At 63.7% G+C, this 23,233-nt stretch carries 25 protein-coding genes and 1 pseudogene; 13 read left to right on the top strand and 13 right to left on the bottom strand.

Translation table 11 applies throughout. The features are described 5' to 3' along the window. Positions 1 to 51: 51 nt before the first annotated feature. The 5 genes from K3555_RS06215 to nthA form a co-directional block, all read right to left on the bottom strand. Positions 52 to 288, bottom strand: a complete 237-nt coding sequence (locus tag K3555_RS06215) for a DUF2842 domain-containing protein (protein ID WP_259991110.1) — start codon at positions 286 to 288, stop codon at positions 52 to 54. Beyond that, positions 288 to 1,601: an adenylosuccinate synthase gene (locus K3555_RS06210; RefSeq protein WP_259991108.1), complete on the bottom strand. Its 1,314-nt coding sequence runs from the start codon at positions 1,599 to 1,601 to the stop codon at positions 288 to 290. Before K3555_RS06210 ends, K3555_RS06215 begins: the two co-directional genes overlap by 1 nt. Before the next feature lie 662 nt (positions 1,602 to 2,263). Beyond that, positions 2,264 to 2,596, bottom strand: coding sequence for a nitrile hydratase accessory protein (locus K3555_RS06205; RefSeq protein ID WP_260007789.1), 333 nt, complete (start codon positions 2,594 to 2,596; stop codon positions 2,264 to 2,266). Next, positions 2,593 to 3,270, bottom strand: coding sequence for a nitrile hydratase subunit beta (nthB, locus tag K3555_RS06200; RefSeq protein WP_260007788.1), 678 nt, complete (start codon positions 3,268 to 3,270; stop codon positions 2,593 to 2,595). Before nthB ends, K3555_RS06205 begins: the two co-directional genes overlap by 4 nt. Continuing rightward, a complete protein-coding gene (gene nthA, locus K3555_RS06195; protein WP_260007787.1) occupies positions 3,267 to 3,893 on the bottom strand; it encodes a nitrile hydratase subunit alpha in 627 nt (208 codons plus the stop codon). Before nthA ends, nthB begins: the two co-directional genes overlap by 4 nt. 172 nt (positions 3,894 to 4,065) lie before the next feature. On the opposite strand from nthA, the gene secG reads away from it, so the two are divergent. Both secG and K3555_RS06185 read left to right on the top strand, forming a co-directional pair. After that, complete coding sequence (gene secG / locus K3555_RS06190; protein ID WP_259998000.1) at positions 4,066 to 4,428, top strand: preprotein translocase subunit SecG; 363 nt, start codon at positions 4,066 to 4,068, stop codon at positions 4,426 to 4,428. A 172-nt stretch (positions 4,429 to 4,600) separates the two neighbouring features. Beyond that, on the top strand, positions 4,601 to 6,244 hold the full coding sequence (locus K3555_RS06185) for a CTP synthase (RefSeq protein ID WP_129370301.1): 1,644 nt from the start codon (positions 4,601 to 4,603) through the stop codon (positions 6,242 to 6,244). A gap of 174 nt (positions 6,245 to 6,418) precedes the next feature. On the opposite strand, the gene K3555_RS06180 is transcribed toward K3555_RS06185, so the two are convergent. Then, the gene (locus K3555_RS06180; protein ID WP_259991097.1) at positions 6,419 to 6,799 is read right to left on the bottom strand and encodes a DUF983 domain-containing protein; all 381 of its coding nucleotides are present in this window, start codon (positions 6,797 to 6,799) and stop codon (positions 6,419 to 6,421) included. A gap of 145 nt (positions 6,800 to 6,944) precedes the next feature. On the opposite strand from K3555_RS06180, the gene K3555_RS06175 reads away from it, so the two are divergent. The 3 genes from K3555_RS06175 (at position 6,945) to K3555_RS06165 (ending at position 9,673) form a co-directional block, all read left to right on the top strand. Next, the gene (locus K3555_RS06175; protein ID WP_260007786.1) at positions 6,945 to 8,315 is read left to right on the top strand and encodes a PLP-dependent aminotransferase family protein; all 1,371 of its coding nucleotides are present in this window, start codon (positions 6,945 to 6,947) and stop codon (positions 8,313 to 8,315) included. Positions 8,316 to 8,357: 42 nt separating this feature from the next. Beyond that, positions 8,358 to 8,690 (top strand): DUF1992 domain-containing protein, encoded by a 333-nt coding sequence (locus K3555_RS06170; protein ID WP_260007785.1) that lies wholly within the window; start codon positions 8,358 to 8,360, stop codon positions 8,688 to 8,690. 80 nt (positions 8,691 to 8,770) lie between these two features. Next, positions 8,771 to 9,673 (top strand): fructose bisphosphate aldolase, encoded by a 903-nt coding sequence (locus tag K3555_RS06165; protein ID WP_260007784.1) that lies wholly within the window; start codon positions 8,771 to 8,773, stop codon positions 9,671 to 9,673. A 92-nt stretch (positions 9,674 to 9,765) separates the two neighbouring features. Here the strand turns inward: K3555_RS06165 and K3555_RS06160 are convergent, their stop codons facing one another. The 4 genes from K3555_RS06160 to K3555_RS06145 all read right to left on the bottom strand — a co-directional run bounded on the left by K3555_RS06160 (position 9,766) and on the right by K3555_RS06145 (position 12,600). Then, on the bottom strand, positions 9,766 to 9,981 hold the full coding sequence (locus K3555_RS06160) for a hypothetical protein (protein ID WP_259991091.1): 216 nt from the start codon (positions 9,979 to 9,981) through the stop codon (positions 9,766 to 9,768). A gap of 47 nt (positions 9,982 to 10,028) precedes the next feature. Continuing rightward, positions 10,029 to 10,226, bottom strand: coding sequence for a hypothetical protein (locus K3555_RS06155; RefSeq protein ID WP_259991089.1), 198 nt, complete (start codon positions 10,224 to 10,226; stop codon positions 10,029 to 10,031). Positions 10,227 to 10,672: 446 nt separating this feature from the next. Continuing rightward, a complete protein-coding gene (locus K3555_RS06150; protein ID WP_260007783.1) occupies positions 10,673 to 11,458 on the bottom strand; it encodes a crotonase/enoyl-CoA hydratase family protein in 786 nt (261 codons plus the stop codon). 77 nt (positions 11,459 to 11,535) lie between these two features. Then, on the bottom strand, positions 11,536 to 12,600 hold the full coding sequence (locus K3555_RS06145; RefSeq protein ID WP_260007782.1) for an SMP-30/gluconolactonase/LRE family protein: 1,065 nt from the start codon (positions 12,598 to 12,600) through the stop codon (positions 11,536 to 11,538). Positions 12,601 to 12,694: 94 nt separating this feature from the next. Between K3555_RS06145 and K3555_RS06140 the strand changes: the two genes are divergently transcribed. Both K3555_RS06140 and K3555_RS06135 read left to right on the top strand, forming a co-directional pair. Beyond that, positions 12,695 to 13,804, top strand: a complete 1,110-nt coding sequence (locus K3555_RS06140) for a pyridoxal phosphate-dependent aminotransferase (protein ID WP_260007781.1) — start codon at positions 12,695 to 12,697, stop codon at positions 13,802 to 13,804. Between the two features lie 90 nt (positions 13,805 to 13,894). Beyond that, positions 13,895 to 14,089, top strand: a complete 195-nt coding sequence (locus K3555_RS06135; RefSeq protein ID WP_260007780.1) for a histidinol phosphate aminotransferase — start codon at positions 13,895 to 13,897, stop codon at positions 14,087 to 14,089. Positions 14,090 to 14,120: 31 nt separating this feature from the next. On the opposite strand, the gene K3555_RS06130 is transcribed toward K3555_RS06135, so the two are convergent. Beyond that, a complete protein-coding gene (locus K3555_RS06130; RefSeq protein ID WP_260007779.1) occupies positions 14,121 to 15,329 on the bottom strand; it encodes an alanine--glyoxylate aminotransferase family protein in 1,209 nt (402 codons plus the stop codon). A 204-nt stretch (positions 15,330 to 15,533) separates the two neighbouring features. On the opposite strand from K3555_RS06130, the gene K3555_RS06125 reads away from it, so the two are divergent. Next, positions 15,534 to 17,393 (top strand): ABC transporter ATP-binding protein, encoded by a 1,860-nt coding sequence (locus K3555_RS06125; RefSeq protein WP_260007778.1) that lies wholly within the window; start codon positions 15,534 to 15,536, stop codon positions 17,391 to 17,393. 102 nt (positions 17,394 to 17,495) lie between these two features. On the opposite strand, the gene K3555_RS06120 is transcribed toward K3555_RS06125, so the two are convergent. Next, positions 17,496 to 18,176, bottom strand: a complete 681-nt coding sequence (locus K3555_RS06120; protein ID WP_259997987.1) for a TIGR04283 family arsenosugar biosynthesis glycosyltransferase — start codon at positions 18,174 to 18,176, stop codon at positions 17,496 to 17,498. A gap of 88 nt (positions 18,177 to 18,264) precedes the next feature. On the opposite strand from K3555_RS06120, the gene K3555_RS06115 reads away from it, so the two are divergent. From K3555_RS06115 to K3555_RS06105, 3 genes and pseudogenes are all read left to right on the top strand, one after another. Beyond that, on the top strand, positions 18,265 to 18,999 hold the full coding sequence (locus tag K3555_RS06115; protein ID WP_260007776.1) for a folate-binding protein YgfZ: 735 nt from the start codon (positions 18,265 to 18,267) through the stop codon (positions 18,997 to 18,999). Positions 19,000 to 19,275: 276 nt separating this feature from the next. Next, a pseudogene (locus tag K3555_RS24960) lies at positions 19,276 to 19,605 on the top strand (fructosamine kinase family protein). Positions 19,606 to 19,665: 60 nt separating this feature from the next. Beyond that, positions 19,666 to 20,211, top strand: a complete 546-nt coding sequence (locus K3555_RS06105) for a hypothetical protein (protein ID WP_260007774.1) — start codon at positions 19,666 to 19,668, stop codon at positions 20,209 to 20,211. A gap of 144 nt (positions 20,212 to 20,355) precedes the next feature. Here K3555_RS06105 and efp read toward each other — a convergent pair whose 3' ends face one another. After that, positions 20,356 to 20,919, bottom strand: coding sequence for an elongation factor P (gene efp, locus K3555_RS06100; RefSeq protein WP_129370286.1), 564 nt, complete (start codon positions 20,917 to 20,919; stop codon positions 20,356 to 20,358). Positions 20,920 to 21,138: 219 nt separating this feature from the next. On the opposite strand from efp, the gene K3555_RS06095 reads away from it, so the two are divergent. Together K3555_RS06095 and K3555_RS06090 are read left to right on the top strand one after the other, a co-directional pair. Then, positions 21,139 to 21,456, top strand: coding sequence for a DUF6280 family protein (locus tag K3555_RS06095; protein WP_008556013.1), 318 nt, complete (start codon positions 21,139 to 21,141; stop codon positions 21,454 to 21,456). A gap of 199 nt (positions 21,457 to 21,655) precedes the next feature. After that, positions 21,656 to 23,116, top strand: coding sequence for a cobyric acid synthase (locus K3555_RS06090; protein ID WP_260007773.1), 1,461 nt, complete (start codon positions 21,656 to 21,658; stop codon positions 23,114 to 23,116). The last annotated feature ends 117 nt before the right edge of the window (positions 23,117 to 23,233 follow it).

Raw genomic sequence — 23,233 nt, 5'->3', positions numbered from 1 at the left:
AATACTCCGGGGTGAATTGGCCGGAGGCCAAAAGGGGCAGCGCCCCTCACCTTATTCCTGTTCCGCGCCCGGATCTTCCTTGCCGACACCGCGGAACACAAATTTGAACGGCAGCACCCAGACAACCCCCAGCGCTACATAAATCAGCAGCTCCAGCCACAACGGCGGCCGGTCCAGCATATTCATCACCGTCACCGCAGCCACGATGTAAACCGGCATCCCGACCAGCAGGATAACCAGTGCCCAGCGCCGCCGGGCCTTATAGCTCAGGCCTGTTTCCTCAGCCATCAGTCGGCAAAGGGATCGGTCACCAGAATGGTGTCGTCCCGCTCCGGGCTGGTGGACAGCAATGCCACCGGGCAATCAATCAGCTCTTCCACGCGTTTCACGTATTTGATCGCATTGGCCGGCAGGTCGTTCCAGCTGCGCGCGCCTTCGGTGCTTTCGCTCCAGCCCGGCATTTCCTCGTAGATCGGGGTGCAGCGGGCCTGGCTGTCGGCAGCCGTCGGCAGGTAATCCAGGCGCTCGCCGTCCAGATCATAGCCCACACAGATCTTCAGGGTCTCGAACCCGTCCAGCACATCCAGCTTGGTCAGCGAAATACCGTTGATGCCGGAGGTGGCGCAGGTCTGGCGCACCAGACAGGCATCAAACCAGCCGCAACGGCGCTGGCGTCCGGTGGTGGTGCCGAACTCATGGCCGCGCTCACCCAGACGCTGGCCGTCCGCATCCGGCGTGCCATCGGCCTGCAACAGCTCAGTCGGGAACGGGCCTTCGCCAACCCGTGTGGTATAGGCCTTCACAATGCCCAGCACATAATCGATCGAGCCGGGGCCGATGCCCACACCAGTTGCCGCCTGGCCTGCAATCACATTCGACGAGGTCACAAACGGATAGGTGCCGAAATCAATGTCCAGCAACGCGCCTTGCGCCCCTTCAAACAGGATCCGCTTGCCCGCCTTGCGTTTCTCGTTCAGCACTTTCCAGACCGGCGCCGCATAGGGCAGGATCTTCGGTGCGATCTCTTTCAGCTGTTCAATCAGCGCGTCGCGGTCAACCGCGTCAACGCCCAGCCCCTTGCGCAGCGGATCATGATGCTGCAGCGCCCGGTCAACGCGGGCAATCAGCGTCGCCTCATCGGCCAGATCGGCCACGCGGATCGCCCGGCGGCCCACTTTGTCCTCGTAACACGGGCCAATGCCGCGGCCGGTGGTGCCGATCTTGGTGCCTTTACTGGCCGCCTCTTCGCGCGCCCGGTCCAATTCACCATGCAGCGGCAGGATCAGCGGCGTGTTTTCCGCTACCATCAGCGTATCCGGGGTGATCTCAACACCCTGCGCCTGGACCGTGGCGATTTCTTTCATCAGGTGCCAGGGATCCAGCACCACACCGTTGCCGATGACGCTCAGCTTGCCGCCGCGCACCACGCCCGAGGGCAGCGCGTGCAGCTTGTAGACCTTGCCGTCAATGACCAGCGTATGGCCGGCGTTATGGCCGCCCTGGAAGCGCGCGATCACGTCTGCACGCTCGCTCAGCCAATCCACGATCTTGCCTTTCCCTTCGTCGCCCCACTGGGCGCCGACTACGACGACATTGGCCATATCCGGTCCTTTACAGTCTTGGTTCAAACCCACGCTCATATAGCGATGCTGCGCCGGCAGGGGAACCGCAAATTCACCGCTGTCAGACGCTAATTCACGGCGCGCGGTACCATCTTCGCCGCGAAACCTGCTCTCAGCCGGGCAGAGCCCGTCCGCGGGCTGGCGGCGGAACAGACCTGCAAGGCAGCTTATCGTGCCGGATCTGCAAGAGTTCAGTTGGTGGGCTTACCTGTCAAAAGAGCACCCCCGATGGGGCGGACGGGATCTGCCCGGCGGTGTTGCGCACCTTTACTCCGGGCGGATTCTCCAGGCGGGATTGCGCCCAGCCACAGGGTGTTGCGCACCCGCCGTACGCCGCCTTGACGCAATCCTCACGCTACGGTGCCCGACTGCCAAGTGATCGGGATCACCCGCCATGGCCCCGCGCACGGGCCATGATACAAAGCGCTGGCATCTGTGGCGCTTTCTGCGTATCCCCCGAAGACAAGCCCCGATAAAAAGGGCGCCGTTCAGGAAATCCTGCCCGAGCTGGCTCCCGCGGGGTCTGTCCTACTCCACCCGGCGGCGCCGCCATCCTTAACCGGATCAGCGCTCAGATCGACGAAAGAAAAAACCTGAAACCGCCCGCCCGGATGATCCCGGCGGCCGAACCTGCTGCGCGGTCAATCGCTTAGCCGGACCGGCTCACCATGCGGGGTCGACAGATAGGCCGCTTCCCAGCGGCTGCGCATCACCTCGGCCTCCGCATGCGATGCCGCGCCCTCTTCGGCCAGAAACAGCTCCAGCGTTTCCAGCCAGGCGCAAAAGTAATCCTCGCCGCCGTCCAGCTCGCGGCTGACGCCATGGCGCTGCAAAGTGGCCGAGAACCGTTCGACCCACGCGCCCCAGGTAAACCGCCCGGCTTCGTTCAGATGCACCGTCAGTGCAAAGACCTGCGCATGCCATGGCTCGGCAAAGACCGGCTCCGGCGCGGCCACCTCAGGACACCCGCTCATAGTGCCTCCAGATAGCTTTGCCACAGGTCCAGCACCACCTCGTCCTCGGGGTGCTCGGGATGTGCCCACAAGGTGCGCGCCGAAAACCGCACCGCATACAGCGGCTCCGGTGCCTCGCCCAATCCATGCGCGTTGCTGTCAGGCAGCACATGGGTGCCATGCAGCCGCAGGATATAGCCATGCGCCCCGGCGGCATATTGCGGCAGCCGGGTGTGGCCGCCCTCCACCAGCACACTGTCAGCAGGGATTCGCACCCGCACCGCCTGCCCCGGATGAAACCGCGGCTTCGGCCCGCCCTCCCGGTTTGCCGGCCCTCCCCTGGCCAGCGCAGCCGCCACCGCGTCCGCCTTCAAGGCCCGCTCCGCCAGCCCGTGCAGCCCCGTAGCCCCCTGCCCTTGCAGGTCTTCGCGCGTCAGCACGCCCTTTTCAACCAGCAGATCCGCCAGCGCCGAGATCCATTTCTCGTAATAGGAAAACCGCGTGTAATCCTGCGGCGACAGCTTCTCCCGCGCGTGGCGGGAGGTGTCGATATTCCACTGCCCCAAGGCGCCGCAGGCCAGCGTCACTGCCAGGGCGCGGGCATGCCAGTCCTCGGCAAAAACCGGCGCGTCCTCCGCCTCCGGCACCACCGGCCCGTCACCGAATCGCCCGCCCATGTCATGCACACGGGTCATGCCGGCACCTCCCCCGGCTGCCGCGCCAGGCCGGTGCCGATCATGCTGTCGCGGGTCACCAGCGCGGCCAGATCATCTTCATTCAGCCCGTCCGTGCCTTCGGGCTGCATCGGCAGCACCAGATAGCGGACCTCAGCCGTCGAATCCCAGACCCGCACAGCCGTACCCTCAGACAAGGCCACGCCGAAATCCGCCAGAACTTTCCGCGGCTCGCGCACCGCGCGGGCGCGATAGGCGTCGGACTTATACCAGCCCGGCGGAATACCCAGCAAAGGCCACGGGTAGCAGCTGCACAGCGTACAGACGACCATATTGTGCTGCAGGGCCGTATTCTCCACCACCACCATATGCTCGCCCTGGCGGCCAAAAAACCCAAGGTCCGCCAGCACCGGATCAGCATCTGCCAGCAGCGCTGCCTTGAACTCCGGATCGCTCCAGGCGCGCGCCACCACCCGGGCGCCGTTCTGCGGGCCGATCCTGTTTTGATATGTATCAATGATCTCCTCCAGTGCGGCGGGATCAATCAGCCCCTTCTGAGTGAGAATCGTTTCCAGCGCCTTGACCCGCAAAGCAGGGTCAGGCGGCAAAAGGGCATGCGGGTGGTCGGGGTGATCATGAGGCATACCCCATGCTGCGCCGCTGCAGGAGGCCTGTCCAGTCATGTTTCATGATGCAAACATTCACGTAGCGTGACGTCCGGGACGGTTCACGGCAGGGGCTGCAACTCCGCCCTTGCCCCCCCGGTCAATCTTGCCTATTTACCGCCCGATACTCAGCCAACCGCCGCAGGGGCCCATGGAAAACGTTGTTCTCATCATCCATCTTCTTTTGGCTCTCGGCCTGATTGCAGTTGTTCTGCTGCAGCGCTCCGAAGGCGGCGGCCTTGGCATGGGCGGCGGCGGCGGCGGTGCTGTCTCCGGCCGCGCGGCAGCCACTGCGCTTAGCCGGCTGACCTGGATCCTGGCCATTGCCTTTATCTGCACCTCGATCACCCTGACCATCATGGCCGCGCAGAAATCCGCAGGCGCCTCGGTCACCGACCGTCTGGCAGTGCCGCAGGCCGAAGAGCAGGGCGACGCTCCGGCAGTCCCGCTGGGCAGCGATCTTCTGCCGCCTTCTGAGGGCGACAACGCTCCGCTGGTTCCCAGCGCAGACTGACACACTACACCTTGAGAGGGTTTTAGGAACCGCAACAGCATCTTGCGGTTCCCTTGCGTTGTTTGCGCGAATCCTTTATATATGAAGTCCCGTGATGCTGCGGTTTTTGGGGTGATTCCAATCACCGCCGGGCAGCTGAAATCTGACTTCTCACGGGGGCAGCCGAATACATATGGCGCGTTTTATCTTCATCACCGGCGGTGTTGTTTCATCCTTGGGCAAAGGCCTGGCTTCGGCCGCGCTTGGCGCCCTTCTGCAGGCGCGGGGCTACTCGGTCCGCCTGCGCAAGCTGGACCCCTATCTGAACGTCGATCCGGGCACGATGAGCCCGTTTGAACACGGCGAGGTCTTTGTCACCGACGATGGCGCCGAGACCGATCTGGATCTCGGCCATTACGAACGGTTCACCGGGGTGCCTGCGCGCAAGACCGACTCGATTTCGTCAGGCCGGATCTACACCAACGTGCTGGAAAAAGAGCGCCGCGGCGACTATCTGGGCAAGACCATTCAGGTCATTCCCCACGTCACCAACGAGATCAAGGATTTCATCTCGATCGGCGAGGATGAAGTCGACTTCATGCTCTGCGAGATCGGCGGCACTGTCGGCGACATCGAAGGCCTGCCCTTCTTTGAAGCGATCCGCCAGTTCGCCCAGGACAAGCCGCGCGGCCAGTGCCTGTTCATGCACCTGACCCTGCTGCCCTATATCAAGGCGTCCGGCGAGCTGAAAACCAAACCGACCCAGCACTCGGTCAAGGAGCTGCGCTCAATCGGGCTGGCGCCGGACATTCTGGTCTGCCGCTCCGAAGGCCCGATCCCGAAAAAAGAACGCGAAAAGCTGGCGCTGTTCTGCAACGTGCGCCCCGACAGCGTGATTGCCGCGCAGGATCTGAAGTCGATCTACGAGGCGCCGCTGGCCTATCACCGCGAAGGCATGGATCAGGCGGTTCTGGATGCCTTTGGCATCTCCCCTGCCCCCAAGCCGAACCTGGCCCGCTGGGAAGATGTGGCCGACCGCATCTACAACCCCGAAGGCGAAGTGAAGGTGGCCATTGTCGGCAAATACACCCAGCTGGAAGACGCCTATAAATCCATCGCCGAGGCGCTGACCCATGGCGGCATGTCGAACCGGGTCAAGGTCAAGATCGAATGGGTCGACGCCGAGCTGTTCGACAAGGAAGACGCCGCCCCCTACCTGCAGGGTTACCACGCGATCCTGGTCCCCGGCGGTTTTGGCGAGCGCGGCACCGAGGGCAAGATCAAGGCGGCGCAATACGCCCGCGAAAACGACGTCCCCTACCTGGGCATCTGCCTGGGCATGCAGATGGCGGTGATCGAAGCCGCGCGCAATGTGGCGGGCATTACCGAGGCTGGTTCGGAAGAATTCGACCATGAAGCCGGCAAGAAACGGTTCGAGCCGGTGGTCTATCACCTGAAGGAATGGGTGCAGGGCAACCACAAGATCAGCCGCAAGGCGGATGACGACAAGGGCGGCACCATGCGCCTGGGCGCTTATGACGCGGCGCTGACCGAAGGCTCCAAGGTCGCCGCCGCCTATGGCAGCACCCACATCGAGGAGCGCCACCGCCACCGCTATGAGGTGGACATCAAATACCGCGAGAAGCTGGAAGAATGCGGGCTGAACTTCTCGGGCATGTCGCCCGACGGCCGCCTGCCGGAAATCGTGGAATGGAAAGACCATCCGTGGTTTATCGGTGTGCAATTCCACCCGGAGCTGAAATCCAAACCTTTTGCGCCGCACCCGCTGTTTGACGATTTCGTCCGCGCAGCCAAAGACACCTCGCGCCTGGTCTGAGCTGTAGCGCGGCAGGCGGGTGTTCTCCCGCCTGTTGCTTGGCTCATGACACATGAGCCACACCAGTTGGGCCCGGCGCCGCTGCGCGGCGCAGGGCGAAACCGGAAAAAGGCGGGCCATCGGCCCGCCTTTTGCATTTTAACTGGTTGGTTTCAGGTTGGTTTCCGGCCGGATTCAGAACCCGTGCATCCGCTTGGCCCATTGATAAGCCACCACCAGCCCCTTCATCCGCGGCAGCATCAACAGCGAGGCCCCTACCGTAATCACCGACATGATGATCGCCAAGGTCCAGGGGTCCGGGCGCAGCTGAGTGTAAACAATGTGCAGCGCAAAGCCGAGAATGTGGCCCACCACCAGAATAGTCAGATAGGCCGGCCCGTCATCAGCGCGCTGGTGGTGCAGCTCCTGGCCGCATTCGCTGCAGCTGTCGTTTACCTTGAGATAGCTGTGCAAGAGCTTGCCCTCGCCGCAGTTCGGGCAGCGCAGCCGCAGCCCCTTCAGCAAGGCGGGTTTCATCTCCCGCTGGTCCTGTTGCAAAACATCCATCCCAGTCATCGCACGTCTCCTTGGGGTTTGCGGCCTGATACTGCGATTCCGGGATTGATTGCAATCAATTTGCAAACATCGATATTGCATTTATTGACGCACTCCATCATTGAACCAATCAATGATGGAACAATCACCCCAGGAGATTCCGCCGATGAAGCAGTGGACCCCGGCCCGTCTGGCCAATGCAAAGCCCCGCTATCTGGAGCTGGCCGAGGCGATCAAATCAGACATCGACACCGGCGTGCTGGCACCCGGTGACCGGCTGCCGCCGCAGCGGCGGGTGGCGCAGGATCTGGGGGTGGATTTCTCAACCGTGTCGCGCGGCTATGCCGAGGCGGTGCGGCGCGGCTATATCGAAAGCTTTGTCGGCCGCGGCACCTTTGTGAAGGCGCCGGACGCGCTGCCGGCACGCCCCGATCCGCGCCGGGCGCTGGAAGAAGACCCGATGATGAACATGCCGCCGGAGCCGGATGACCCGGCCTTGCTGGCGCGGATGCAAAAGGGGCTTGAGCATGTCTCGGCCAATCTGCTGCCGCTGTTGCGCTATCAATCGGTCACCGGCAGCCCGCAAGACCGGGCCATTGCGGCGGATTGGATGCAGGCAAACGGCCTGCCCTGCGCACCGGAGCGGCTGGCGGTCACGCCGGGTTCTCATGCCAGTCTTTATGCAATTCTGACGGTGCTGTGCGAGCCGGGTTCAACCGTGTTGTGCGAAGATGTGACCTATCCCGGGCTGCGCTCGATTGCGGCGCGGCTGGGGATCCGGCTGATCGGACTGGCCGGCGACCGTGACGGCATCCTGCCGGAGGCGCTGGAAAAAGCGGTCACCGACCACTGGCCGGCAGTGCTGTATCTGAACCCGACGCTGCAGAACCCCACCACCCGTACCATGCCCAGCCACCGGCGTCAGGAGGTGGCGGCAGTGCTGCAAAAACATGATCTGCCGCTGATCGAAGACGACGCCTATTGCTTTGTTGCCGAGGATGCGCCTGCCGCCATCAGCAGCCTGATCCCGGATCTGAGCTGGCATATCGCGGGCCTGTCCAAATGTTTCGGCGCCGGGTTGCGGCTGGCTTATACCACGGTGCCCAAGCGCGGCCTGATGGGGCAGTTTTCACAAGCAATGCGGTCGATGCATGTGATGGTGTCGCCGCTGAACCTGGCGCTGCTGGGCCGCTGGATCGAGGATGGCACTGCGGCGGAAATCCAGGGTTTTGTCCGCAAGGCCGCAGCAGTGCGGCAGGCGCTGGCGGCTGAGGTGCTGCAGGAGTGCTTTACCGTTGCGGATCCGTTGGCCTTCAACCTTTGGCTTACCCTGCCCCGCGGCACCAGCCGGGCCGAGGTAATGGGCCGCATGGCAGGCCGCCAGATCGGCATCATGCCAAGCGATGCTTTCACCGTGACCGGCCTGCCGGAGGAGGCGGTTAGGGTCTGCCTGGGCGGCCCTATTGCATTGGGCGAATTGCACGAGGATCTGATTGCGCTGAATGACGCAGTCACCCGCAAAGACTGGCTGGGCTGACCCGCGGGTGGTACGCTGGCGCGGCAACCCAAGAGGCCCCGCATGATCCGCGCCTTCCGCAATCTGATTGAACGGCAGCTGGCCAAGGCCCAGGCCGAAGGGCAGCTGCAGGGACTGGCGGGCGAAGGCAAGCCGCTGCCCGACCGCAGCGGCGAGGCGCATGTGGATGCGGGGCTGGCGGCAGGAATGCGGATCATGGCGCAGGCCGGCGTGGTGCCTGAGGAATTCACATTGAAAGAACAACTGGCCGCGGCCCGCAAGGGTTATGCGGCATTGACGGATGCGGCGGCACGCAAGGCGGCGATGGCGCAGATCTCGGATCTGGAAATGCGCTATAATATGGCGCGGGATGCGCGGAAATCCTTCTTCCGTTAGCGCAACACCCCGTTGTTTCCTGCCGGATTCGCGGTATAGACAGCGCCAAGACAGACCATTCCCAAGAAGAGTGACGCATTATGGCAAAAGACGCTTCCGTACAGCAGGCACAACTCGACCGTATCGCAGCCGGCAAAGGCTTCATTGCGGCGCTGGACCAATCCGGCGGCTCGACCCCGAAGGCGCTGGCGCTGTATGGCGTGACCGGGGACGCCTTTTCAAACGACGACGAGATGTTCGCCGAGATCCACAAGATGCGCACCCGCATCATCACCTCGCCGAGCTTTGGCAAGGAGCGTATCCTGGGAGCGATCCTGTTTGAGAAGACGATGGATGGCGAGATCGACAGCACCCCCACTGCGGACTTCCTGTGGAACAGCTGCGGTGTGGTGCCGTTCCTGAAGGTCGACAAGGGCCTGGCGGATGAAGCGGACGGCGTGCAGATGATGAAGCCGATGCCGGAGCTGGACGCGTTGCTGGCGCGGGCCAACACCAAGGGTATCTTCGGCACCAAGATGCGGTCGGTGGTCAAGGACGCCAATGCCGCGGGCATCAAGGCGGTTGTCGCGCAGCAGTTCGAAGTCGGCCAGCAGATCGTTGCAGCCGGTCTGGTGCCGATCATCGAGCCCGAAGTGGACATCAACTCTGCCACCAAGGCCGAAGCCGAAGACATCCTGAAGGCAGAGATCAAGGCCCAGCTGGACGCCCTGCCCGAAGGCACCAAAGTGGCGCTGAAGCTGACCATCCCGAGCCAGGCGGGCCTGTACGATGATCTGGCCGACCACGTCAATGTGGTGCGGGTTGTAGCGCTGTCGGGCGGCTATACTACCGATGACGCTTGCGCGCGCCTGTCGCAGAATGCCAAGATGATCGCCTCCTTCAGCCGCGCGCTGACCGAGGGGCTGAACGTTGCTATGTCTGACGCGGACTATGACGCCGCTCTGGGTGCGAATATCTCCAAGATCTACGACGCGTCGCTGTAAGCCCGCCGCAGATCTATTGAATGGAAAGCCGCGCCTGCACCGGGCGCGGCTTTTTTCATGGCCGGATCAGAGGGCAAGATCAAAGACCCGGATCAGAGACCGGTGCGCCCGGCGCAGCAGACCGCCAGAACCAGCCCGGCGCCGCTGAGGAAGGGCAGCCAGAAAAACCGCAATGCCGCCAGGGTGAACCAGCCGGGCTGATCCTCGGCCGGCTGGCCTGCGCCGCCGAGCCAGGCCCAGAACACCAGCGCCGAGGCCGAGATCATCACCCCGCTGAAGGCGAGCAGCCAACGGGCCGAGCTAGGCATCGCACCCTCTGCCGCTGGGGGCCTGCGGCTGGCGGCGAGCCATCCGCTCACGCTGCCTCGGTCAGCGACGGGTGCAGGCCGGTGCAGCTGACCTTGTTTTCATTGGCCGCCAAGTAGCGCTGCGCCTCCTCGCGATCCCCGAAGCACAGGGCCTCGTCATAAAAATAGGTGATCCGGTCGCCGGTCCGGGACAGCAGGGCGCCGCTTTCGAACAGAATAAACCACTTCTTACGCACCAGTTGCATCAGCCTCACTCCTTTCTGAAGCCCGGCTATGGAGCATATCCTGCGCCAGCCGGTTCTACTGCATTTCATCAGGGTGCAAACAGCCATCCGGTGCCCGTGCGGGCCGCCCGGCAGCAGATTTCCAAATGCTGGATTGGCCTGTTTTGCGCCCTGCTGAAGGCAGAATTCGCCCGCAAATATTGCCAAAAGGTTAACAGGTGTTTCTGTTGATTTTACGCGGCGTTATTCTGCCGGCGGGCAGCGGATTCCCGCTGGCATCGGCGGATTTTCGGAAAAATTGGCGAAAAACCGCTGTTGCGGTTTCTGAAGGCCCGCCGGCAGCGAAGCGCCCGTTCCGGGCGCTGCCTCCGGCGGGGATATTTACAGCCAGAAGAAGCTGTTGGAATTCCGGTTCAGCACCACGCGGGCGGCGGCTCGGGGCGGGGAAGAAGCCTCCCTGGCAGGGCTCAGCCGAAATCCGGCGGGCGTTTTTGCAACTGCGCCGCGACGGCCTCAATCTGATCCGGCTTGCCGATCAGGTCCAGCTGTCCGGCGCTTTCGGCCAGCAGCACATCGGCCTGGGCGGCACCGCTTTCGGCAAAGGCGATCATGCGTTTAGCGGCCCGGATGGCGGAGGGGCTTTTTGCTGCGATCACGGTGGCCAGTTCCTGGGCGCGGGCAAGCGGACTGTCTGCCAGTTCGCTCACCAGCCCCCAGTCCATCGCCTGCGGGGCGGCGATTTTTTCAGCCGTGTAAGTGAGCCGGCGCAAAACGTCCGAGCGCAGCAGCCGCGGCAGCAGCGCCATGCCGCCCATATCCGGGATCAGCCCCCATTTCATCTCCATCACCGACAGCTGCGCCTCGGGGTGGGCAATGCGGATGTCGGCGCCCAGCGCGATCTGCAGCCCGCCGCCGAAACAGGCGCCGTGAATGGCGGCGATCACCGGCACCGGCATCCGGCGCCAGACCATCGCCACCTCCTGGAACGCGTTGGCGTCGTGGTGGGTGCGCTCCATAATCAGGGTGCTGAGGTCGCGCTGCGCAAAGCTGGCAAGGGCGGCCATGTCGAGACCGGCGCAGAAGCTGTTGCCGCTGCCTGCCAGCACCACAGCGCGGGCGTCCGATTCCGCCACCTCCTGGCCGGCGGTGATGATTGCCTCGATCATCTCCTCGTCCAGGGCGTTGTGCTTGTCCGGGCGGGCAAGCGTGACATAGGCGATGTGGTCCTTGTAGCCGGTGGTGACGCGTGCCATGGTTTGTTCCCCGCTGCTGATTTGCGGCCAGCCTGCCCCGGCAGCGGACGGGATGCCAGTCCAACGTGGGGGAAGCCTCAGGGCTGCAATGGCATTCGGGCGAACCAGGGCGAATCGAGTGTCATCACGTAAAGCTGCCCGCCTGCCAGCTTGCCGCCGGTGGTGACGCCAAGGCGCCCGTCCGGGTCCTGCAGCGTGCGCAAGATCTTCCCCTGCCCGTCGAACTGCATCAGCATGCCGCGATGCACCGGCGCCGGGCGCACCATCGGTCCCAGCCGCCAGATCAGTTTGCGCAATACCGGGTATGGCATCAGCTTTTCCGACGGCAGGCGCGGGCTGGCAAAGGCGAGCCAATAGGTACCGTCGCCCTGGCCTTCAAGGTTGTCGGGATAGCCGGGGAGATTATCAAGAAAGACCTCTTGCTGGCCCGCCCTGTCTCCCTTGAGCCAAAGCCGGTGGATGCGGGCGCGGCCGGTTTCGTTGATCAAGAGGAAGTCTTCGTCCGGGGACAGGGCGATACCATTGGTGTAGACAAAGCCTGCGGCGAGCTTTTCTACGCTGCCGTCTGGCGCCAAGCGGGCGACGTAGCCGCTGTCCGACTGTTCCCAGATGGTGAGGATCGAAGTGGGCTTGGTGCCGCCCATGGTTTCCGGATCGAAGCGGTCGGAGGAGTTGGAGAAATAGACGGTGCCGTCCCGTGCCACATCAAGCTGGTTGGCATAGATGATGGGGGCGCCGCCCACGCTGTCTGCCAGCACTTCCAGGGTGCCGGGCCCAGACCAGCGCAGGATGCCGCGGAAGCTGTCAGCGATGTAGAGCGCGCCGTCCGGCCCGGCCTTCAGCCCCAGCGGGCGGCCGCCCAAGCGGTCGGCCAGCACAGGTTCTGCCCCGTCAATCCGGTAGAGATTTCCGGACAGGCTGGTGGTGTAGACCGCACCGTCCGGGAGTTCGGCCAGGTCTTCGGGGCCTGCTTCGCCATCGGGCAGTGTGATCAGCTCTGCCGCATCCAGGGCGCGGTTTTCGGCGTAGGCACCGGTAAAACCCGGCGCTGCGGGCGGATTGTAAGCCACCGGGTCCACCGGCACCGGCCAGAACAACAGGTAGCCCAGGGCGGCGGCCAGCACGGCCAGAACAATGCGCATGAAAGAATCCTTTGGAAATCCGGGTCTAATCTGCGCGGCAGGGAACGGTGACGCAAGCCTTGCCCGCAAGCGATGCTTGCGCTTATCTGCGGCCATGACTGGTCCCCGCTACACCCCGCTTGCGCTTTCCCTGCCTGCCGCCGTGCCGTTTGTCGGCCCCGAAACGCAGGAGCGTGAGCGCGGCGCGCCTTTTGCGGCGCGGCTAGGGGCGAATGAGAACATATTCGGCCCCTCGCCTAAGGCGGTTGAGGCAATGGCCAAAGCGGCGGCGGAGATCTGGAAATACGGCGATGCGCAAAGCCATGATCTGCGTCAGGCGCTGGCGGCACATCATGGGGTGGAACCTGAGCATATCATTGTCGGTGAAGGTATCGACGGGTTGCTCGGCTATCTGGTGCGGCTGCTGATCGGGCCGGGCGATGCGGTTGTGACCTCGCTGGGGGCCTATCCGACGTTCAATTACCATGCCGCGGGGTTTGGCGGGGTGCTGCACACGGTGCCCTACAAGAATGACCGCGAGGATTTTGAGGCATTGTTTAACAGGGCGGCGGAGGTGGATGCCAAGATCGTCTATCTGGCCAATCCGGACAATCCGATGGGCAGCTGGCACCGGGGCGCCGATATTGCCGCAGCGCTGGACCACCTTCCGGAGGGCTGCCTGCTGCTGCTGGACGAGGCTTATGTGGAATGCGCGCCCGAGGGCACCGCGGCACCTATAAGCGCCGATGATGCGCGGGTGATCCGGATGCGGACGTTCTCGAAGGCGTATGGCATGGCCGGCGCACGGGTGGGTTATGCCATAGGCCACCCGGAGCTGATCTCTGCCTTCAACAAGGTGCGCAATCATTTCGGCATGAACAGGGCGGCGCAGGCTGGCGCCTTGGCGGCCTTGCAGGATCAGGACTGGCTGGCGCAGGTGCTGGGGCAGATCGCGGGCGCACGGCGCCGGATTGCTGAGATTGCGGAAGCAAACGGGCTGAGCACCCTGCCCTCGGCCACCAATTTCGTGGCCATTGATTGCGGCAAGGACGGAGTGTTTGCCAAGGCGGTTCTGGATGGTCTGGTGGATCAGGGGATCTTTGTGCGGATGCCCTTTGCCGAGCCGCAAAACCGCTGCATCCGGGTGAGCTGCGGGCCGGAAGCGGAGCTGGACGCCTTTGCCGCGGCCCTGCCGCAGGCTTTGGCATCGGCACGGGGTGGCTGAATTTTGCCAACCGCCGCCGGATCGCGGCAGTTTTACCGGACATTCACCACTCCTGGACTACCATTTTGGAGTAGAACCGGGAGAATTGTCATGCGTGACCCTGAACTGCCGGCCGACATGCCGGATTTCTTCACTGCCGCAATCACCTTTGCCGGGATCAACCTGATGTGGATCTTCTTTGTGGTCTGGGTGATGTACGGAATGGTGCCTGTTCTGGTGCTGGCGGTGCTGATCAACCATCTAATCACCAGGCTGGATATCCGCCTGAATGCACGGAAGGCGTGACATCCGCCTTCTGCCTGTTTCTGAACGGCTGCTAGCGTGCGGCGAGGGTTGTTGCAGCCGCGTCCAGCGCGCCCGGCCCGTGCGGAATGCCCAGCGCCTTGAAACCGGTGTCGATGCCGCCCAGCAGGCCCATCGCCATATGGCCGTTCACATGACCCATATGGCCCAGCCGGAAAAACCCGTGCCAGTCCGGGCTGTTTGGCGCCGCCATGCCAAGGCCGATGCCCAGCGTCAGGCCCAGGTGCTGTTCCAGCCACATGCGCAGTTCGGTGCCCAGCGGCGATCCGATATGCAGCGCCGTGACCGCATTTGAGCGCAAGGTCCGGTCCGGCACGTTCATGCGCAGCGGGCCTGCGCTGCTCCAGGCCTCGCAGGCGGCCCAAATGGTGCGGGCCAGTCGGGCGTGGCGGTTCCAAACATTTTCGATCCCCTCGGCGTGGATCATGTCCAGCGCGGCGCGCAGACCATAAAGGTGATGGGTGGGCGCGGTGCCGCCGAAATACTGATAGAACTCAGCCGGATTGGCGCGCGGCACCCAGTCCCAGTAGCGGCTGATCCGCGGCAGGGTTCTGCGGGCAGCGGCGGCCCGGTCATTGAAGAAGACAAAGCCAAGGCCCGGCGGCACCATCAGCCCCTTCTGGCAGGCGGAGACCATCACATCGACGCCCCAGGCATCCATCTCGAACCGCTCACAGCCCAATGAGGCGATGCAATCGGCCATCAGCAATGCCGGATGGCCCGCCGCGTCCAGAATGCCGCGCAGGGCGGCCACATCGTTGCGGATCGAACTGGAGGTGTCCACATGCACGCCCAGCACCGCCTTGATGCGGTGGTCCCTGTCCGCGGCGATCCGTTCGGCAATCCGGTCCAGGTCCCAGGGCGCGTGATTGCCGAAATCGAGAACCTCAGCCTCGATACCCAGCCCTTCGGCCATTTCCGACCAGCCGATCGCAAAACGGCCCGAGGAAGGCACCAGCACCCGGTCGCCCGGCTGCAGCGTGTTCTGCAGTGCCGCCTCCCAGGCGCCGTGGCCGTTGGAGATATAGATCGCAACCTGATGCCGGGTGCGGGCGATCCGCTGCAGATCCGGGATCAGGGTGGCGGTCATTTCGACCAGATCACCGGCATATATGTTGGGAGAGGCCCGGTGCATCGCCTGCAGCACCTGGTCCGGCACCACCGATGGGCCCGGAATGGCCAGGTAAGACCGGCCTGCCGATATGTTCACTGATCCGCTCATGGGCAATGTTCCTTGCAGCGCAGACGCCATCGCGCGCCGCGGTTGATCCTTTGCGGCACAGTAGCCGGCGATCCCGCAGGGTCAATTCAACAGTCCGCAGCGTCACGGCGAATTGCTTGCGCCCTGCAGCCGAGCTGCTTAAATGGTTGCGGCATGTCAGAAAAGGCGCGAAATGACCCGAACTCCCTGCCGGACCCTCCCCGTATGAGCCAGCCTCACAAATCCTCGCGCGAGCTGTTCGGCTGGCTGTGGCGCGGTTACCTGCGCCATTACATCGGCCTGTTAGGCATTGCCGCGATCTTTATGCTGCTGGAGGGCGCCACCATGGGCGCGCTTGGCTATATGATGCAGCCGATGTTCGATCTGGTCTTTGTCGCGGGCAATTCAAACGCGCTGGTCTGGGTCAGCCTGGCGTTTCTGGCGATCTTCACATTGCGCGGCGTGTCCAGCGTCACCCAGAAGGTGCTGCTGAGCAAGGTTTCGCAGACCTCGGCCGCACATCTGCGCAAGGACATGCTGGCGCGGCTGATCCGCCAGGATCCGGCGTTTCACCAGCAGCACCCCCCGGGGCTGCTGATCCAGCGGATCCAGTCGGATGTCTATGCCATCAACGCGGTCTGGCAGGCGGTGATCACCGGCGCCGGGCGCGATCTGGTGGCGCTGGTGGCGGTGCTGGGTGTTGCCTTCAGCATTGATTGGCGCTGGACGCTGATCCTGCTGGTCGGGGTGCCGGTGCTGCTGCTGCCGATCTCCACCATCCAGCGCTATGTGCGCAAAAAGGCGTCGCGCGCGCGCGATCTGGGCGCCGATCTGGCAACCCGGCTGGACGAGATTTTCCACGGCATCGTACCGGTCAAGCTGAACCGTCTGGAAGAATATCAGGTCCGCCGGTTTTCCGAACGCACCGATGACTTTGTCCGCTCGGAAGTGAAGGCAGCCTTTGGCACTTCGTCGATTTCGGGCATGACCGACATCATGGCCGGTGTCGGTTTCATGGCGGTGCTGCTTTATGGCGGCAACGAGATCATCGCCGGCGAAAAATCCGTGGGCCAGTTCATGAGCTTTTTCACCTCAATCGGGCTGAGTTTCGAACCGATGCGGCGGCTGGCGAATATCTCCGGTGTTTGGCAGGGCGCGGCGGCAGCGCTGGAGCGGATCAAGGAGCTGCTGGATGCGCCGATCCTGCTGAGCGAGCCAGAACACCCGCAGGCCGCGCCGCAAGGTCTGCCCGCCATCAACCTGAGCGGAGTTGAGCTGAATTACGGCGACGCGCAGATCCTGCACGGGCTGACACTTGAGGCCGAAGCCGGCAAGACCACCGCACTGGTGGGGGCCTCGGGGGCTGGCAAATCGACGATCTTCAACCTACTGACCCGGATGGTGGATCCGCAGGCGGGATCCGTGACCGTGGGCGGGGTTGAAGTCACCAATTTGAACACCGCCGATCTGCGCAGCCTGTTTTCGGTGGTGACTCAGGATGCGATGCTGTTTGACGAGACCCTGCTTGAAAATATCGTGCTGGGCCGCACCGATGTACCCGACGCAGAGCTGCAGGCCGCGCTTGAGGCCTCGCATGTGGCGGATTTCCTGCCCAAGCTGGAGCATGGTCTGGAGACACGTGTCGGGCCGCGCGGATCAGCCCTGTCGGGCGGCCAGCGCCAGCGGGTGGTGATTGCCCGCGCCTTGCTGCGCAATACGCCGGTGCTGCTGCTGGACGAAGCCACTTCGGCCTTGGATGCGCAATCCGAGAAGGTGGTGCAGCAGGCGCTTGATAAGCTGGCGGGCGGGCGCACCACGCTGGTGATCGCGCACCGGCTGTCGACCATCCGCAACGCCGACAAGATCGTGGTAATGGATCGCGGCCGGGTGCTGGATCAGGGCACCCACGAAGAGCTGCTGGCGCGCGGCGGCACCTATGCCGACCTTTACCGGCTGCAATTTCAGGACGGCAAGACGGTGGTGGATACTGCTGGCATTGCCGCCCAGGCGGAACAGGTGCCGGGTGGCGCCGCAAGCGGCAAGGAACGCTGGTTCCGCCGGTTCTCGCGCAAGGTGTTCGGCTGAGTATCATTGAATGTTTCCCCCGGCCGAAAGGTCGGGCAACGCCCGTCCGCCCCCATCGGCGGGCGCTATGCTTCCGCCCGCGGAGGAACCCTGCCCTCTCTTCTATTTCCGGTAAGAAGCAGCCAGCTTTCTCGTATCCCGCCCCAGAAAATACTGCATCAGCGTCCACAGGTTGCGTGCCCCTCGCCTGAGCCAGCCCGCGCGCTGGTAGCGCGCGGCGCTGGTCAGCGCCGCGCTTGGCAGAATCGTCATGCCCTGCAGGCGGCGCACCAGGGCCACGTCCTCCATCAGCGGCTGGTCGGGATAACCGCCTGCGGCCTCATACGCCGCGCGCTGGATCAGCAGGCCCTGATCGCCATAGGGCAGCCCGAACAGCCGTGTGCGCAGGTTGGCCCAGCCCGCGACCCAGGCCGGCATCAACCCGCGCGCCCGGAAGCGCAGGTGGAAACAGGCGGGGCTGCCCTGCCCCGTCTGCAGATGCTGCGCCACGGCTTCGGCCCAGCCCGGTTCCAGACGGGTGTCAGCGTGCAGTATCAGCAGCCAGTCGCCCTTGGCCGCCGCACAGCCCCGGCGCAGCTGGCCGCCGCGCGACGGCGCACCGCTGATCCATTCTGCGCCTGCACCCTCAGCGATGGCGCGGGTGGCGTCGGCGGAGCCGCCGTCGGTGATCACCAGTTCGCGGATCAGACCTGCTGCCAGCCCCTCCATCAGATGTTCGAGCGTGGCGGGCAGCTCTTCGCTTGCGTTCAAGGCTGGGATCACGATGCTGACCGGCGCGGGCATGGGTGGTTTTCCTGTTTTCTTCCGCCCTGCTTCCTATATCACTGGGCGGAACTATGAAACGTCCTCTGAGAAACGCCGGAGACATGAAATGAACGACCGCCGCATCCTGCGCCTGAGTGGTGCCGACACCCGCAGTTTTCTGCAGGGGCTGGTGACCAACAATGTCGACCGGCTGGACGATGGGCTGGTCTATGCAGCACTTTTGACGCCGCAGGGCAAGTATCTGGCGGATTTCTTTCTGGCCGCTGATGGCGATGCGGTGCTCTTGGATGTGGAGGCGTCACTGGCCGAGGGCCTGCTGAAGCGGCTGAACATGTACCGGCTGCGCGCTGACGTGCAGGTGGAACTGACGGATCTGCAAGTGAAACGCGGTACAGGCCCAGCGCCTGAGGGTGCCCTAAGTGATCCGCGCCATGCGGCGATGGGCTGGCGGCTCTATGGCGCTGAAGGCGGCGATGACGGCAGTGATTGGGACGCGGTCCGGGTCGCCCATTGCATCCCTGAGACCAGCGTCGAGCTGGGACCCGAGAGTTATATTCTGGAGGCCGGGTTCGAAGCGCTGAACGGGGTGGATTTCCGCAAGGGCTGCTACGTGGGCCAGGAAGTCACCGCGCGGATGAAACACAAGACCGAGCTGCGCAAGGGGTTCCGCACAGTGGAGGTTGAGGGCACGGCACCGGTTGGCACTGAGATCACCTCGGGCGGTAAACCCGTGGGCACGCTGTTCACCCAGTCCGGCGGCAGGGGCATTGCCTATCTGCGGTTCGACCGTGCCAAGGAGGGGATGCTGGCCGGAGAGGCCCGTGTCACCTGGCAGGTGTGAGCGGGCTGGAGGAAACGTTTCATTCCCTATTGGGCGCTGAAGTCGCACGCGCCCGCCCGCTGCATGGCGGAAATTTGTCCGGGGTGCAGCTGCTGGAGCTGACGGGTAGCCGCCGGGTGGTAGCCAAGACCGGGCCGCTGGTTGCCGCGGAAGCGGCTATGCTGCCGGCCATTCGCGCCGCTGGTGCGCCTGCCCCTGAGGTTCTGGGCGTCAGCGCCGCCTGCTGGCCGCTCCCCTCGCCCTGCCCCAGGATCTGCGATCGCGGTTTAAGACCCTTTGCGACAGGCTGCCGGAGCCGCTGCCTGCTGCCCGCCAATCTCTCTGCTGTATGGCAATCTGTGGGCCGCCAATGTATTGTTCCGCGGCAGCTCCGCCTATCTGATCGACCCGGCGTGTTACTAAGGGGATGGAGACGTGGATCTGGCGATGCTGTATCTGTTCGGTGCACGCCCTGAAGCGTTTCACGAAAGCTATGGCCCGCCGGAGCCGGGGCATGAGGTGCGCCGCACAATCTTTCAACTGTGGCCTGCGCTGGTGCATCTGCGGCTGTTCGGTGCCAGTTACCGCAGCAAGATGGAGACGCGGCTGGACGCGCTGAGGGTCTGACAAGCCCCTGTTCACCTGATTGGGTTAGGGTCGCCGTCAGGATTGCTGAAAGGGTATTTGATGCGACTGATCCTTGGTGCTTGCCTGGCTGCGCTGGCGGCCTCCCCCGCCTGGGCGGACTACTGGAATTACAAGGACTGGCATGCCGCCACTGAACCGCATGAGACCGAGCAGGACAGCTACCTGACCTGCCGCGCCTGGACCGGCGGCGATGGCGACCCGATCCTGGCGTTGGAGGTGTTTTCCGGCGACGGCGGCCCGCCGGATTTTTACCCGATGGCCAAGGTGCAGGAATATGCGCCGCGCCATTACCCGACGCTGATGCAGCGGGGCGGAGCTGTGGATTTCATCTTTGACTTTGACCGCAGCTTCTCAGTATCTGCCGGGATCAATTCCTGGATCAACGAGGAAGGCCTGGCCGAAGCTGAAAGCGCGCTGCAGCTCCAGGATCACCTGCTGATGCTGCAAGCGATGAAACAGGGAAGCTGGGTAGAGATCTGGGCCGGGAACGACATGTTCTATGAGGCGTCGTTGAGCGGATTTACCGCGGCCTATGGCAGGATGATGGATGAATGCGGCTTCAACCTGTCGCTGCCTGCTGAGTGATCCACCCGTCCCACCGACTGGCGGCGCAAAAGTTTTCGAAAACTTTTGCCAAGACTTTTGCAAAAGTCTTGGGATCCGCCCGAAGACCTGAAAAAGCCGCCCCCGAGGGAGGGCAGCCTTAGCTTTTCCGGGACGCGGCCTGGATCAGGCGCGTTCGGAATATTCCATGGTCTCGGTGTTCACCACGATCATCTCGTCCTGGCCGACAAAGGGCGGCACCATGACCTTGACGCCATTGTCCAGGATCGCCGGCTTGAAGGAATTCGCCGCGGTTTGGCCTTTGACAACCGGCTCGGTCTCGACGATCTGGCAGGTCACTTTCTGCGGCACGGTGGCGTTCAGCGCTTCGGCTTCGTGGAACTCCACCACAATAGTCATGCCGTCCTGCAGGAACGGGCGGCGGTCGCCCAAGAGCTCTGCCGGCAGTTCGATCTGCTCATAAGTTTCGGTGTCCATGAACACCAGCATGCCGTCGCTTTCATAAAGGAACTGCTGGTCCTTCTGTTCCAGGCGGACCTTCTCGACCTTGTCCGCCGAGCGGAAGCGCTCGTTCAGCTTGGAGCCGTTGCGCAGGTTGCGCATTTCGACCTGGGCAAAGGCGCCGCCTTTGCCGGGCTTGACGTGATCGACCTTCACCGCTGCCCACAAACCGCCGTTATGTTCCAGGACGTTTCCGGGACGGATTTCGTTACCGTTGATCTTGGGCATGGGAAAATGCCTTTCGGATGGTTGTTGAAAACTTGCAAGACCCTATATCTGGCAGGCTGATCGCTGGCAAGACAAGGATATGGTATGGAGACTGTGTGAATAAGGTATGCGCAATTTGCATGAAAGCTATGCATCTGCGCTCTATCCGAATCGTCACAATTCCGCCATAAGCAGCGCTACGCCGAAAATTGCAATAGCAAGAACAACAAGGGATACGAGATGCGAGATTTCGTAGACGGCACCGCTTATAATAACGAGCAAGGCAACCGCGCCCGCAAACTGTTTGCAGCCGTTGTCCTGGCCGCACTGGATGATGCCATCGCCGACGACAAGAAATACGGCAATGGCCCGGAGCAGATCGCCCGCTGGGCACGCTCGCGCGATGGCCGCGAAGTGCTGTCCTGCGCCGGTATCGACCCGAACGAACGGGTTGTGGAAGGCCTGATGGACTTCGTGGGCCGCGGTGTGCGGACCTCGGTTGCACTATCGCGTGAAGAAAGCGAACGCCGCAACGCTGCGCAGGCAGAAGCCGCCTAAAAGGCCTCTGCCCCGCATTGCCGAAAAGCGCGCCCTTTGGGGGCGCGTTTTTCTTTTGCGCACCAAGGTTTCCGCAGGGTCAACCTGTCGCGTGGCAGCTGCCGCGGGACGCTTGCGGCACAGCGCCCATAGACGGCGCTGCCTAAGCTGTTATGCAGACCCCTGACACAGGGGCGCAAGCAGGGAGATGGCAGCGAAAATGACACGGGCGCGTTCGATCATGATCCAGGGCACCGGCAGCAATGTCGGCAAGTCGCTTATCGTGGCGGGGCTGGCGCGCGCCTATGTGCGGCGCGGGCTGAAGGTGGCACCGTTCAAGCCGCAGAACATGTCCAACAACGCCGCGGTGACGCCCGAGGGCGGCGAGATCGGCCGGGCGCAGGCACTGCAGGCGCGCGCCGCAATGCGGCCTCCCCATACCGACATGAACCCGGTGCTGCTCAAGCCGGAGACGGATACCGGCGCCCAGGTGATCGTGCAGGGCAAGCGCCGCGGCACCCAAGGGGCCGGATCCTTCATGCGCGACAAATCGGGCCTGCTGGAAGCTGCCCTGGAGAGCTACCGCCGGCTGGCGAAGGACGCCGATCTGGTGCTGATCGAGGGCGCGGGATCGCCTGCCGAGACCAACCTGCGCAAGAATGACATTGCCAATATGGGCTTTGCCTGTGCGGCGGGGGTGCCGGTGGTGATTGCAGGCGACATTCACCGCGGCGGGGTGATTGCGCAGATCGTCGGCACCCACGCGGTGCTGGAGCCGCAGGACCTGGAGCGGGTCGCGGGTTTCATGGTGAACCGGTTCCGCGGCGACCTCAGCCTGTTTGATGCAGGCCGGGACGATATTGCCGCGCGCACCGGCTGGCCGTCCTTGGGAGTGGTGCCGTGGTTCTGGGACGCCTGGAAACTGCCGGCCGAAGACATGATGGACATCGCCTCGCGCCAGGGCGGCGCCTGCAAGGTGGTGGTGCCGCAGCTGGAGCGGATGGCGAATTTCGACGATCTGGACCCGCTGGCAGCGGAGCCGGAGGTGACGGTGGAGATCGTGCCACCGGGCCGCGCCCTGCCCGGCGATGCGGATCTGGTGATCCTGCCCGGCAGCAAGTCGACCATTGGCGATCTGGCCTATCTGCGCCGCCAGGGCTGGGACATCGACATCCAGGCGCATTACCGCCGCGGCGGCCATGTGCTGGGCTTGTGCGGCGGCTATCAGATGCTGGGCAAGACCATCGACGACCCCGAGGGTGTCGATGGCCGCCCCGGAAAGGTCGAGGGGCTGGGCCTCTTGGATGTGCATACGGTGATGGCGGGCGAAAAGCGCGTCACCCTGACCAAGGCTGTGACCCGCGACGGCAATCTTCCGGTGAGCGGTTATGAGATCCACATGGGCCGCACGGCTGGTACCGATTGCGATCGGGCATGGCTGAGCATCGGCGGGCGGGCCGAGGGCGCGGCCTCAGCCGATGGCCGGGTGAAAGGGTCCTATCTGCACGGGCTGTTTTCCTCGGATGCCTTCCGCGCCAGCGTGCTGGCGGGGCTCGGGCATGAAAGCCAGACGGGGTATGAAGACGGTGTCGAGGAGACGCTGGATGCGCTGGCGGACCATTTGGAACGCTATATGGATCTGGACCAGCTGCTGAAGCTGTCCCGGCCGGTGACGTTCTAAGGCTCCTGCGGGCAGGGCAAGCCCTCCCGCGTCCGCAGCCAGCCCTGGCCACGGCCAGACCCGTCTGCGGTCTTGGGCCCGGCGCCGCGCTTGGCGCGGCGCCGGGCCCAACGGGCG

The sequence above is a fragment of the Leisingera sp. M527 genome (genome assembly GCF_025141525.1).
Lineage (GTDB): Bacteria > Pseudomonadota > Alphaproteobacteria > Rhodobacterales > Rhodobacteraceae > Leisingera.
The sequence above is the reverse complement of the archived record's forward strand: the minus strand, read 5'-3'. Positions and strand labels throughout refer to the sequence as shown.